Below are 13,293 nucleotides of genomic sequence, written 5' to 3'. Positions count from 1 at the left end.
GCAACCGCGGGGACAGGTCGGGCACACTGGCGCGACAACCGAGGACGGGAGCGCGGCATGAAGCCGGAGCAGGGGGAGCAGCGCAGGCTGCTCGTGGTCGACGACGAGCCGACGATCGTGTCGCTGCTCTCGGCCAGCCTGCGGTTCGTCGGCTTCGACGTGCGCACCGCCGCCACCGGCGCCCAGGCGCTCGCGGTGGCCGCCGAGTTCAAACCCGAGCTGCTCGTCCTCGACGTGATGCTGCCCGACTGCGACGGCTTCGAGGTGGTACGGCGGCTGCGCGCCTCCGGCGCCCACGTGCCCGTGCTGTTCCTGACCGCCCGCGACGGCGTCCAGGACAAGATCACCGGGTTGACCGTCGGCGGCGACGACTACGTGACCAAGCCGTTCAGCCTGGAGGAGGTCGTCGCCCGCATCCGCGCCGTGCTGCGCCGCACCTACGCCGGGGCGGCCCTGCCCAGCGACGACTCCACCCTGCGCTTCGCCGACCTGGAGCTGGACGAGGAGACGCACGACGTACGGCGGGCGGGCAAGCTGGTCCGGCTCAGCCCGACCGAGTTCAAGCTGCTGCACTACCTGCTCGCCAACGCCGACCGGGTGGTCAGCAAGGCGCAGATCCTCGACCACGTGTGGCGCTACGACTTCGGCGGCGACGCGCGGATCGTGGAGTCGTACATCTCGCTGCTGCGCCGCAAGGTCGACACCGTCGACCCGCCGCTGATCCACACCCTGCGCGGCTTCGGCTACTCGCTGCGACTGCCCCGCTCGTGAAGCTGGTCGCCGCCCTGAAGCGCCCCAAGCGCTGGTCGCTGCGGTCGCGGCTGCTGGCCGGGGTGCTGGCGCTGGTCGCCGCGGGCTTCGTCGTCGCCGACTTCACCAGCGTCGCGCTGCTGCGCATGTACCTCATCGACCGGGTGAACGAGCAGCTCTACCTCACCGGCCAGGCCATGTCGCAGACCGAGCCCGCCGAGGTCAGCGACGAGGAGTTCGCCCGGCTGTCCAACTCCAAGGGCAAAGCCCTGTTCGACGCGTACGTCCTGTCGTTTCGTGACAACGACGGCGGCGAGGTCAAGGGGCTGAAGGGGCCCGGCCAGCGCGGTGCCCCCGAGCTGCCGGTGCTCGACCGCGCCGGAGTCGCGGCACACGCGGACAAGCCGTTCTTCGCCCGCAACATCGCCGAGAACCACCACCCCGGCTACCAGGTGCTGGTCACCGAGCGTACCGACGGCCAGGGCAGCGTCGTCATCGCGTACGACCTGACCGGCGTCGCCCGGACCATGGGCCGCCTCGGCGGCATCGAGATCGTGGTGACCCTGGTCGTGCTCGGCCTGGCCACCGTGCTCGGCGTCTACGTGATCCGGATGGGTCTGCGGCCGCTGACCGAGGTAGAGCAGACCGCCGAGGAGATCATCGCCGGGGGCGACCTCGGCCGGCGCGTGCCGGTGCAGGCGGCGCCGCGCACCGAGATCGGGCGCCTGTCGCGCACCCTGAACACGATGCTCGCCGAGATCGAGAGCTCGTTCGGCGAGCGCACCGCGTCCGAGGCGCGGCTGCGCCGGTTCGTCGGCGACGCCTCACACGAGCTGCGCACCCCGCTCGCGGGCATCCGCGGCCTGGCCGAACTGCACCGGCACGGCGTCGTCACCGACCCGGCCGAGGTGTCGGCGCTGCTGGCCCGGATCGAAACCGAGGCCACCCGGATGGGCCTGCTCGTCGAGGACCTGCTGCTGCTGGCCCGGCTGGACGAGCAGCGCCCGCTGCGCAGCGAACCGGTCGACCTGGTGCCCATCGCCGCCGACGCGATCGAATCGGCCCAGCTGCGCGAACCGGCCTGCCCGATGCGCCTGGAACTGCTCGACGGCGAGGCGCCGGTGGTGCTCGGCGACGAGGACCGGCTGCGCCAGGTGCTGACCAACCTGCTCGGCAACGCGCTGATCCACACCCCGCCCGGCACCCCGGTCACGATCCGGGTCGGTGTCGAAGGCGACCGCGCGGTGCTGGACGTGGTCGACCGGGGGCCCGGCCTGGCCCCTGAGCACGCCGAACGGGTCTTCGAACGCTTCTACCGGGTCGATCCGGCGCGGGCCCGCGACCACGACCGGTCCCCGGCGGCGGGCTCCGGACTCGGGCTGTCCATCGTGGCTTCCCTGGTCACGGGGCATGGCGGCACCATCACGTACACCCCGACCCCGGGCGGCGGCGCGACCTTCGCGGTCCGCCTACCCCTCGCCTGACCCGCGCCCCGCGCCCCGCGCCCCGGGTGGCCGGGGCCGCTGGGCGGTGCAGTTTCGGGGAAAGTGCTGGAATCTTGGCGGGCTTTCGTGCAGCTTCCCCGAAACTGCACCCTCCCGCAGGGTCCGGCCACGCGGAACGTGCGCTCGGTTCGCCGTACCTTAACGCTCGGTTAAACATCGGCGCGGGCCTCTTGCGTGACCCGGGTCACGGGGCTAATTTTTAGCAAACTTTACTAACAGAGTCGACCGCTCGGCTCCACTCTGCTCTGTCGCACCGCCCACTCCGCTCCGTGGTTCTGCTTCGCCCCAGGAGGGTGATAATGCAACGCAAGCCGCTCCTCAACCTGCTCGTCGCCGCGGCGACCGGCCTGGCCGCCACCGCGTTCGCGGTCGCGTTCGCCGGCACCGCCAACTCGGCCGTCGACCAGGAGACCTGCCGCCCCGACGGTCTCTACCGGACGCCCGGCGTCACCGTCCCCTACTGCGACGTCTACGACTCCACCGGCCGCGAGGCCATGGGCGCGGGCCACCCGCGCCGGATCATCGGCTACTTCACCAACTGGCGTACGGGCAAGAACGGCGCCCCCGCGTACCTGGCGAGCCAGATCCCGTGGACGAAGGTCACGCACATCAACTACGCGTTCGCGCACGTCGACGGGGCTAACAAGATCTCCGTCGGCACCCCGACCGCCGCGAACAACCCCTCCACGAACATGACCTGGCCGGGCGTGGCCGGGGCGGAGATGGACCCGGCGTACTCGTACACCGGCCACTTCAACCTGCTCAACAAGTTCAAGAAGCAGTACCCGGACGTCAAGACGCTGATCAGCGTCGGCGGCTGGGCCGAGACCGGCGGCTACTTCGACGACGCGGGCACCCACGTCGACTCCGGCGGCTTCTACCGGATGACCACCAACGCCGACGGCTCGATCAACACGGCCGGCATCAACGCCTTCGCCGACTCGGTCGTGGCGTTCCTGCGCCAGTACGGCTTCGACGGCGTGGACATCGACTACGAGTACGCCACGTCCAACAAGGACGCGGGCAACCCGATGGACTTCGTCCAGGCCAACGCGCGCCGCGCCGGGCTGAACGCGTCGTTCCAGACGCTGATGAAGACGCTGCGCACCAAGCTGGACACCGCCGCCGCCGCGGACAGCAAGTACTACATGGTGACCGTGGCCGCGCCCGCGTCGGGCTGGCTGCTGCGGGGCATGGAGGCCTACCAGGCCACCCAGTACCTCGACTACATCAACATCATGTCGTACGACCTGCACGGCGCCTGGAACCAGTACGTCGGCCCGAACGCGTCGCTGTTCGACGACGGCGCCGACAACGAGCTGACCGCGGGCGGCGTCTACAGCGCCTACTCCAACATCGGCTACCTCAACACCGACTGGGCCTACCACTACTACCGCGGTGCGGTGCAGAGCGGGCGGATCAACGTCGGGGTGCCGTACTACACCCGCGGCTTCCAGGGCGTCACCGGCGGCAACAACGGCCTCTGGGGCACCGCGCCCAAGAGCACGAACTGCCCCGTCGGCACCCAGAGCCCCTGCGGCAACGGCGCCATCGGCATCGACAACCTGTGGCACGACCTGGACACCTCGGGCAACGAGGAGCCGGCCGGCTCCAACCCGATGTGGCACGCCAAGAACCTGGAGAACGGCATCGCCGGCTCCTACCGTGCCGCGTACGGCCTGACCCCGGCCACCGACCCGAACGACAACCTGACCGGCACCTACGTGCGCAACTACTCCGCGACGCTGGCCGCGCCGTGGCTGTGGAACGCGACCAAGAAGGTGTTCCTGTCCACCGAGGACGAGCAGTCCATCGGCGCCAAGGCCGACTACGTGGTGAACAAGGGCATCGGCGGCATCATGATCTGGGAGCTGGCCGGCGACTACGCCTTCAACTCCACCGCCGGTGAGTACCAGATGGGCAACACGCTCACCAACCTGATCGCCTCGAAGTTCGCCACCGCCTCGCCGTACGGCGCGAGCAAGTCGAACACGGCGCTGCCCGCGCAGACGCTGAACGTGGACGTCTCGCTCAACGGCTTCGCCCTGGGCGACTCGAACTACCCGATCAACCCGAAGCTGCGCCTGACCAACAACTCCACCACCACCATCCCCGGTGGCGCGGTGCTGGACTTCGACTACGGCACCTCGGCGCCGGGCACGATGAGCCAGCAGTCCGGCTGGGCCATGACCGTCACGCCGGGCCACACCGGCAACAACATCGGCGGCCTCAAGGGCGACTTCCACCACGCCAAGGTGACGATCCCGAGCTACCAGTCGATCGCGCCGGGCGCCAACGTCGAGATCACGCTGAACTACGTGCTCCCGATCAGCAGCCCCTCCAACTACACGCTCACCTTTGGCGGGCAGTCGTACAGCCTGGCCGTGAACTACGCCCGGGGCGGGGTGGCGCCCAGCGCGTCGCCGTCCACCTCGGTCGGCCCGTCGGCCTCGGCCTCGCCGAGCACCCCGCCCGGCACCTGCACCGACCCGGCGTGGGAGAGCGGCAAGGTCTACACCGGCGGCAACCGGGTGTCCTACAACGGGCACGCCTGGCGGGCGCAGTGGTGGACCTCGGGCGAGACCCCCGGTGTCGCCTCGGTCTGGGTGGACCTCGGCCCGTGCACCGGCGGCAGCCCGTCGCCGTCGGCCTCCCCGTCGGCCTCGCCGTCGGTGTCGCCGAGCCCCAGCCCGTCCCCGAGCCGGTCGGCCTCGCCGAGCCCGTCCGCCTCGCCCAGTGCCTCGCCGTCGCCGAGCGCGTCGACCTCGCCCGGGACCACCCCGGCGTGGGCGCCGAACGTGGCGTACGCGACCGGAGCCAAGGTCACCTACGGCGGCTCGACGTACCAGTGCCGCCAGCCGCACACCTCGATCGTCGGCTGGGAGCCGCCGAACGTGCCCGCGCTGTGGCTGAAGCTGTGACCGGAGCGCACTGACCCGCGCACTGTGATCCTGGCGTCCTCTGAGCTGCGCCGACGGCTCGGAGGACGCCAGGATCATGCATGATGGCGGACGTGGGGACAGTCGCGTTCGTGCTGGGTGGCGGCGGGGTGCTCGGCGCCGTCGAGGTCGGCATGCTGCGCGCGCTGTTCCGCGCCGGCATCCGGCCGGACCTGGTCGTCGGCCTGTCCATCGGAGCGATAAACGCGGCCATGGTCGCGGCCGACCCCGCGCCTGAGGTGATCGACCGCCTGGTGCGGCTGTGGGCCACCCCGGAGATCAGCGAGGTGTACGGCGACTCGGTGCCGCGCCAGATCCGCCGCCTGGCCACCCGCACCCACCTGCACTCGCCCGCGCCGCTGCAGCGGCTGCTGGAGCGCACCATCCGCGCCGAGACCACCTTCGCCGACCTGCCCGTGCCGCTGCACCTGTGCGCGGCCAACATCGAACGCGCCGACGCGCACTGGTTCGACCGGGGCCGGGTCGTGCCCGCCGTGCTGGCCGCCGCCGCGCTGCCGGGCGTGCTGCCGCCGGTCGAGATCGACGGGGAGCACTTCCTGGACGGCGGACTGGTGTCGTACCCGATCACCGAGGCGATCCGGCTCGGCGCCGACGAGGTGTTCATGCTGCAGGTGGGCCGCCTGGAGCGGCCGCTGGAGCCGCCGCAGCGGCCGTGGGAGGCGACCGGCGTCTCCATGGAGATCGCGCGCCGGGTCCGGTTCGCCCGCGAGCTGGCCGCCGTCCCGGACCGGGTCCGGGTGCACGTGCTGCCGGGCGGCGCCGGAGCCGACGAGAGCCCCTGGGCGTACCGCGACGCCGCCGCGATCGGCCGCCGGGTCGGCGAAGCGTACGCCGCCTCCCGTGACTACCTCGCCGCCACCGGCCGCTGACCCCACCCGCCCCACCGCGGCCTGGGCGTTCGTGCAGTTTCGGGGAAATCGCGCGAATCCGGCCCAAGATTCCTGCACTTTCCCCGAAACCGCACCCCGCCGCACAGCGCGGCGCGGGTGTGGTGGGGGGTCAGGCGATGCCGGGGATGTCGGGGGCGCCGGTGTTCCTGGCGGCGCGGCCTGCGGTGAAGGCCAGGATGAGCTGGACGACGCCGAGCGCCACCAGCCACAGGCCGGTGATCCAGACGATCACGGTCAGGGTGATCTCGGGCCAGAACAGCACGACCAAACCCGCGAGCACGCCGAGCACGCCCATCAGGATCGTGCCCACCCGGACCCAGCCCCCGTGGCGGCGGCCGATGCCGGCCGCGATCTCGGCGATGCCGCTGACGATCCAGGCCAGGCCGAGCAGCAGCGCCAGCAGCTTGACGGTGCCGGGCAAATGGTTCAGGCACAGGATGCCGACCACGATGAACAGCAGGCCCATGACGCCGATCAGGATGCGGTGCCAGCCGCGGGCGCCCTTGCTGGTGAAGGCTTCGGCGATCCGGAAGATGCCGACGACGATCAGCAGTACGCCGATGAGGGCGGCGATGACCGCCAGGGTGCTCTCGGGGAAGAAGAGGAGCACCAGTCCCATGGCGATGGAGAGCAGGCCGCCCACCAGCGCCATCCGCTTGAAGTCTCGCAGTGCGGCGGACTCCAGCGCCGCGTCACCGTATGGGTCGACCATGTTGCGAACATATCCCGCGATCTCTCCGTGACTTCCGCTATTTGAGATTTTCTCCCGATTCGTACTAGTAGCCTCGGGAAGCGACGGCGGCTGACGGAGGAGGCGGCGATGAAGCGGGGCCCGCTGGAGTTCGTCGTCGTCGAGTTCCCGGACCGGGTGCCCGGCCGGGCGCTCGCGCCGGAGCTGCACCGCCTGGTCGACCAGGAGATCGTCCGCGTGATCGACATGGTGGTGGTGACTCGGTCGACCGACGGCGCGGTCACCGCACACGAGCTGGGCGAGTACGAGGGCGACCCCGACTTCGAGGCGCTCGACCCCGACATCCAGGCCCTCGACGGGCTGATCTCCGAACAGGACGTGCGCGACCTCGGCGAGTCGATCACCCCGGGCGCGACCGCGCTGGTGCTGCTCTTCGAGCACCTGTGGCTGCGCAGCATGCGTACCACGATCGCCGAGGCGGGCGGCGCGGTCGTGTTCACCGAACGGATCCCCGGCCCGGTCGTCGACGCGATCGAGGCGGCGAGCGGAGGAGGCTGACATGCTGCGACGACCGGCGGTGACCCGGCGGCGGCCGGGACTGCTCGACACGGCGGCCCAGCAGGCGGCGGCCCATCAGCCCGGGCAGCGGGCCACCCGCGAGCAGGCCACGGGCGAGCGGGCCACAGGCGAGCGGGCCACGGGCGAGCAGGCCACGGGCGAGCAGGGCACGAGTGAGCAGGCCACCGGGCGGCATGCGGCGCCGCTGGGGACGGGTGAGCAGGCCGCGACGATCACGCCGGGGTTCGCGGCGCCCGCGTCCGCCCCGCCCGCGCCGGGGGCGCCGGCCGTCGGCGGTGACCCGGCCGCAGGCGGTGCGGCCGCAGGGGGTGCGGCTGCGGCGGGCGGGGTCGCGTCGGAGCAGCTCAGGCAGCTGGCCGAGCTGCATGCGGCGGGCGCGCTGACCGAGGCGGAGTTCGCCGCCGCCAAGTCCCGGCTGCTGGGCATGTGATGGCTCCCCGCGTCCTGACCCAGCCCGAACCCGGCGAGCCCGAGGAGCCCCGGGTCGTACCGGTCGACCCAGCGGCACCGCACGGCACCGCGGCGCATGACGCCGTCACCGAACCGCTGCCCGGCTCATCCGCGCCAGGGTCAGCGCCGCCGACCGTACCGCCGACCGTGGTGCGGCGCGGGCGGGGTGGGCAGGCGGTGCGGGGGCTGCGCTGGGTGCTCGCGTTCGTGCTCGCGCTGCTGGCCGCGACGCTGGTGACCGGGTCCGTGCTGGCCCGGTTCGCGCGGGCGCAACTGCTGGACACAGACCGGTACGTGCAGACCGTCGCGCCGCTGGCCGAGGATCCGCAGGTGCAGGCCGCGGTGGTGGAGCGGGTGACGCACGAGGTGATGGCCCGGCTGCCCATCCAGCAGCTGGCCGGCGACCTCGCCAACGCGGTCGGGCTGCCCCGGGCACAGTCGATCATCGACCTGGCCACGCCCGCGATCACCAACTGGCTGACCGGCCAGGTGCACCGGATCGTGACCGACGTGGTCCACTCACCGCAGTTCGCGACGGTGTGGATACAGATCAACCGGATCGGGCACACGGGGCTGGCCAACATCCTCACCGGCCAGGACGGCCGCTACGTACGCGCCGAGGACGCCACCGTGGTGCTCGACCTGGGACCGGTGCTGGCCCTGGCCCGGCAGAACCTGGTCGACCGGGGCTTCACCCTGGCCGCGCACATCCCGGACATGTCCATCCCGTACCCGGTGGCGCAGATCGAGCAGCTGCCGACCATCCAGCACTACGTCAAGCTGCTGCAGCTGGGCGCGGTCTGGATCCCGATCGCGGCGCTGCTGCTGCTGGGCCTCGCCGTGTGGGCGGCGCCGAACCACCGGCGCGGACTGCTCATGGGGCTGCTGCTCAGCGCGCTGGTGGTGGGCGTCGCGCTGGCGGCCAACCAGGTCGCCCGGGACCGGGTCGCGCAGCAGGCGGTGGCGCGCGGCTTCGACCGCTCGGTGACCCTCGACGTGTACGACACCGTCATCCGCAGCCTGCTCTACGCCCTGGGCACCATGCTGCTGGTGCTGCTGCTCGGCGCGGTGTGGACGGTGCTGGCCGGTCCGTCGCCGGTGGCGCGACGCCTGCGTGCCCTGGTCAACCGGGGGCTGGACCGGATCGCCGAGCCCATGGGCGACGAGCCCGCCGTCCGGTCGGTGGGCCGGTTCGTGCGCCGGTTCTTCGCCCCGATCGCGGTCCTGGTGGGGCTCCTGCTGGGGTGGTGGCTGCTGGCGCGGCCGTCGCCGGGTACCGCGATCTGGGTGTTCGCCGTCGGCGCGGCAGTCACCCTGCTGCTGACGCTCGCCCGTCGGGTACCCGACCCGAGCGGGTGATCCGGGACTGGCGCCGCTACGGCATGCTGGCCCCCATGAGCGAGCCGTCCGCGTATCCGTGTCCCATGTGCGGAGCCTCCGCCACGCTGGCAGGACCGTGCCCTGGCTGCGGGCGCGCGCCGGACCGCGACGCCGCCGAGGTCATCGCGTACGACCAGCGCATCGCCGTCCTGGTGCCCCAGGTCGAGCAGGCGCGGACGGCGTACGAGAGCCTGGCCGGCGAGCTGACCCTCGCCCGCCGGCAGCGGGAGCTGCACGCCACGGCCGTCCGCACCGCCGTCGCCCGCCAGCGCGGCGAGCGGCTCGCCGTGCTGACCCAGCGCACCCAGGTCGCCGCCCCCGCCGCGGTCTCCGGCGGTGCCGCCGCGACCGGCGGTCCGTCGTGGCCGGTCCAGCCGGTCGCGCCGGGCGGGCCGGGCGGACGGCCCGAGGCCAGCACCAAGACGGTGCAGAACCTGCTGTTCGTGCTCGGCGGGCTGCTGCTCGGCATCGCCGCGATCGTCTTCACCGCCGTGGCCTGGGCCGCGTTCGACGTGGTCGGGCGCGCGGTCATCCTGGGCACGGTGACCCTGGCCGTGCTGGCGGTGCCGCCGCTGGTGCGCCGCCGCGGCCTCACCGCAACCGCCGAGACCTTCGCCGCCCTCGGCCTGCTCCTGGTCCTGCTCGACGGCTACGCCATCTGGTACGTCAACCTCGGCGGCGTCGCCGACCACTGGGAGGGCGCCGCGTACGCCGGCACGGTGGCGGCGGTGACGAGCGCGGTCGGGTTCGCGTACACCCGGATCGTCGGCACGGCCGCGACCCGCTTCGGCGCCCTGCTCACCGCGCAGCCCGCGCTGCCGCTGCTGTTCCTGCCCACCGACCTCGGCGGGGACGGCTGGACGCTGGTCTTCGCGGCCGTGGCCGTCGGTGACCTGCTGCTGCGGCGCACCTGGCGGGACGGGTCCGGCGCGGCCGCGACGTGGCGGGTGCTGGCCGCGCTGGCCGCCGGACTGGCCCTGGCTGTCGCGCTGCTGCTGGCCCTGGGCGGCTGGCTGCTGGCCGAGGACCTCGGCGCGGCGCTGCGCGGTTCGGCGGTGCTGCTGGTCGTAGTCGCCATCCTGGCGGCCTGGCTCTGGCTGCCCGACCCGGTCGCCGCCACGCCCGCGGCTCCGGCGGTGCGGATTCCCGAGCCGGCCGCCGGATCCGTCGCCGCCGGGCCCGCGGCACCGGCCGCGCGCGCTTCCGAGTCGACTGCCGGATCCGTCGCCGCCGGGCCCGCGGTGGCACGGCCAGGTGCGGCACCGGTCGCCTCCGGCCTGCCCTACCGGCGAGCCGTGGCGGCGGGCGTGGTCACCGCCGCGCTGGCCGGAGCGCTGGCCCGGCCCGCGCTGGTGCAGTGGCCGCAGCAGTGGCTGCTGGTGCTGACGGCGGCCGCCGACGTGGTCGCGGTGCTGGCGCTGGCGGTGGAGGACCTGCTGACCAGGCGGGAACCGGCCGCGGCCACCGGGGCGCGCGCCGGCGCGGCGCTGGTGCTGGGCGCGCCCGCGGTGTGCGCGGCCGGCTGGTCCCTGCTGATCGGCCTGTCCACGTTGAGCGACGCGCTGCCGTGGTGGGACGCGCATCCGGCGGCGTACCGGTCCGGCTACGAGTGGCAGCTGCCGCTGTCGCTGCTGCTGGTCACGGCGGCGGGCTGGCTGCTCGCCGGGCAGGCCGAGCCCGGCGGCGTCCTGCGCCGCTGGCTGCTGGTCCCCGCGCTGCCGCTGCTGGCGCTGGCTCTGCCGGGCCACCCCGCGCTGACCCCGTGGACCGCTGTCACCGCCGACCTGGTCGCGGCTTCGGCCGCCGTCCTGCTGGCACTGCTGGCCCGTCCGCAGGTCGCCGGCGCGGGCCTGCTCGCATCGGCGCCGATCACCCGGACCGGCAGCACGGGATCCGCCTCGACGCCTCCAGCCGCACCGGCGCCTGCCGACACCGTGCAGCCGGTCGCTGAGGAGACCGGGCCGCCCGACGCGTCGGCCACCCAGGCCGTCGGGGACGCCCAGGCCACTCAGGTCACTCAGGTCACCGGGGACGTCCGGTCCGCCCAGGCCGCCGAGGCCGCAGGGGCGGGCGCGGCCACGCAGTGGACTGCGCCGTCTGCCCGCGAGCACGAGGTCGGCACCGGCGAGCGGATCATGCTGACCGGGTTCAGTACGCCCGCCGGGGCCGCGCTGCTCGGCGGCGGCACCGTGCCCAGCGGCCCGCTGCCGCCCGCCGCCGCTGTTCCGTGGCGGCCGACCGGGCCGGGCGCGTTCGCCTGGGGCGTGGTCGCGTTGCTGCTGGGGGCGCACGCGCTGCTGGCGGGCGGCGGCTCGCCGCTGCTCTCGGCGGTGGCGCTGGTCGGCATGGTCCTGCTCGGCGCGCTGTCCGCGGCGGCGCTGCGGTTGCTGCCGCAGGCGTCGGCGGTGGTCGGCGGGGTGGGCGCGGCGATCGCGATCGCCCTGGTCCCGCCCGCGGTGCACGCCACCGTGGTCGCCGCCGGGGCGAGTGACCTGGTCGGACACCGGGCGATGCTGGTCGCCGCGCTGCTCAGCCCGCTGTGGGTGTACCTGCTGCGGTCGCTGCGTACGTACGCCGTGGTGGGCGGGCTGGTCGGGGCGCTGTGGGCGCTGCCGTTCGGGCTGCCCGACGCCGAGCCCGCCGAGGTCTACACCGCGCTCTGCGCGCTGGCGCTGTCCGCGATCTGGCTGCTGGCGCGGCAGTCGTGGGTGCGCTGGGTCCCGGCGGCGGTGTTCCTGCTCGGCCTGGCGCAGTGCCGTACGGCCCTGCACGCGATATTCGTGGCCCCGCTGGGCTGGTTCGACGCGATCTGGACCGGCACCCCGACCGGCGCCGGGCTCAGCCCCGCCCTGCTGGAGCCGGTGACCTGGAGTTCGGTGCTCGCCCTGGCCCTGTACGCCCCGGCGGCGGCCGCCTGGTTCGACCGCGCCGGCCGCCGGTACGGCCTGATCCTCGGCGGCCTGGTCGGCATGGTCGCGGTGTTCGCGGCGCTGGCCGCCTGGCCCGCCCCGTGGCCGGCCATCGCGGCGCTGCAGCTGCTGCTCGGCGTCGCGGCGCTGGTCGCGGTCTCGCTGCGCCGCCTCGGCCCGCTGACCGCCACCGCGACCGCGTACGGCGTGCTGTTCGCGCTGCTCGGGCTGGCCGGGGCGCTGCCCCGGCAGTGGTCCACCATCGCGGCGCTGGCGGTGCTGACCGTCGCGCTCGGGGTGGCCGCCTTCGGCGGCCGCACCGCCCCGATCCGCACCGTGGCGTGGCTGGCCGGTGCGACCGCGAAGGTGCTGCTCGCGTACGCCGTGGGCCGTGCCGCCGACCTGTCCACCGAGGTGACCGGCTACCTGGTGCTCGCCGTGGCGGCGGTCCTGCTCGCCCTGGCGTACCTGCCCCGGGTGCGCGGCCAGCGGGTCGCGGTCGAGGCGGCGGCGCACTCGGCGGCGCTGGTGGCGCTGACGCTGTGCCAGGGTGCGGTGCGCCCGAGCGCGGCGGTGCTGGCGCTGTGGGGCGTGGCCGTCGGGCTGACCGTGCTGGCGGCACCGGCCGCCCAGCGGGTGCCGCGCGCGGCCCTGGCGGCGGTGGGCGAGGCGGTCGCCTGGTGCCTGCTGCTGGACGCGGCGGGCGTGGGCACGCTGGAGGCGTACACGCTGCCGGTGGCGCTGCTGGCACTCGCCGTCGGCCTGTACGCGGCCCGGACCCGCCCGGACCTGTCGAGCTGGCTGTTCGCCGGACCGGCGCTGGTGGCGGCGCTGCTGCCGAGCCTGGCCGGGGCGCTGACCGGCGAGTCGGTCACCCGGCGGCTGCTGCTGGGCGCGGGCGCGCTGGCCGTGGTGGTCTTCGGGTCGCTGCGCCGCTGGCAGGCGCCGGTGGTGCTCGGCGGCGGCGTGCTGCTGATCCTGGCCGCGCACGAGTTGGTGCTGGTGGTCCGGCTGGCGCCGAGCTGGGTGCCGATCGCGGTCGGCGGGGCGGTGCTGCTGGCGCTCGCGATCACTTACGAGCGGCGGCGCCGCGACATGGCCCGCCTGCGTGCCGCCCTGGGCCGCATGCGCTGATTCGCCGAACTCGACGCTGAACCGCCCCCTGCTTGCCAGAATGTG

General features: G+C 73.8%; 9 protein-coding genes. 8 read left to right on the top strand and 1 reads right to left on the bottom strand.

Annotated elements, in window-relative coordinates; genetic code table 11:
• Positions 1 to 57: 57 nt before the first annotated feature.
• The 4 genes from QEZ54_RS02145 (at position 58) to QEZ54_RS02130 (ending at position 6,084) form a co-directional block, all read left to right on the top strand.
• Complete coding sequence (locus tag QEZ54_RS02145; protein WP_281302724.1) at positions 58 to 771, top strand: response regulator transcription factor; 714 nt, start codon at positions 58 to 60, stop codon at positions 769 to 771.
• Complete coding sequence (locus QEZ54_RS02140; RefSeq protein WP_281302723.1) at positions 768 to 2,234, top strand: HAMP domain-containing sensor histidine kinase; 1,467 nt, start codon at positions 768 to 770, stop codon at positions 2,232 to 2,234. Before QEZ54_RS02145 ends, QEZ54_RS02140 begins: the two co-directional genes overlap by 4 nt.
• A 320-nt stretch (positions 2,235 to 2,554) precedes the next feature.
• A complete protein-coding gene (locus QEZ54_RS02135; protein WP_281302722.1) occupies positions 2,555 to 5,176 on the top strand; it encodes a glycosyl hydrolase family 18 protein in 2,622 nt (873 codons plus the stop codon).
• An 83-nt stretch (positions 5,177 to 5,259) separates the two neighbouring features.
• Positions 5,260 to 6,084, top strand: a complete 825-nt coding sequence (locus QEZ54_RS02130; protein ID WP_281303019.1) for a patatin-like phospholipase family protein — start codon at positions 5,260 to 5,262, stop codon at positions 6,082 to 6,084.
• A 130-nt stretch (positions 6,085 to 6,214) separates the two neighbouring features.
• Here the strand turns inward: QEZ54_RS02130 and QEZ54_RS02125 are convergent, their stop codons facing one another.
• Positions 6,215 to 6,817 carry a DUF308 domain-containing protein gene (locus QEZ54_RS02125; RefSeq protein WP_281302721.1) on the bottom strand — a complete coding sequence of 201 codons (603 nt, stop codon included), beginning with the start codon at positions 6,815 to 6,817 and terminating at the stop codon, positions 6,215 to 6,217.
• A gap of 108 nt (positions 6,818 to 6,925) precedes the next feature.
• On the opposite strand from QEZ54_RS02125, the gene QEZ54_RS02120 reads away from it, so the two are divergent.
• From QEZ54_RS02120 to QEZ54_RS02105, 4 genes are read left to right on the top strand one after another with little or no spacing between them, the layout of a single operon-like run.
• A complete protein-coding gene (locus QEZ54_RS02120; RefSeq protein WP_281302720.1) occupies positions 6,926 to 7,354 on the top strand; it encodes a DUF6325 family protein in 429 nt (142 codons plus the stop codon).
• A gap of 1 nt (position 7,355) precedes the next feature.
• Positions 7,356 to 7,805, top strand: coding sequence for an SHOCT domain-containing protein (locus QEZ54_RS02115; protein ID WP_281302719.1), 450 nt, complete (start codon positions 7,356 to 7,358; stop codon positions 7,803 to 7,805).
• The gene (locus tag QEZ54_RS02110; protein WP_281302718.1) at positions 7,805 to 9,184 is read left to right on the top strand and encodes a hypothetical protein; all 1,380 of its coding nucleotides are present in this window, start codon (positions 7,805 to 7,807) and stop codon (positions 9,182 to 9,184) included. Before QEZ54_RS02115 ends, QEZ54_RS02110 begins: the two co-directional genes overlap by 1 nt.
• A gap of 35 nt (positions 9,185 to 9,219) precedes the next feature.
• Positions 9,220 to 13,248: a hypothetical protein gene (locus QEZ54_RS02105; RefSeq protein WP_281302717.1), complete on the top strand. Its 4,029-nt coding sequence runs from the start codon at positions 9,220 to 9,222 to the stop codon at positions 13,246 to 13,248.
• Positions 13,249 to 13,293 lie beyond the last annotated feature (45 nt).

It is taken from the genome of Catellatospora sp. KI3 (genome assembly GCF_029948125.1).
In the GTDB taxonomy this organism is placed as follows: domain Bacteria; phylum Actinomycetota; class Actinomycetes; order Mycobacteriales; family Micromonosporaceae; genus Catellatospora.
The sequence above is the reverse complement of the archived record's forward strand: the minus strand, read 5'-3'. Positions and strand labels throughout refer to the sequence as shown.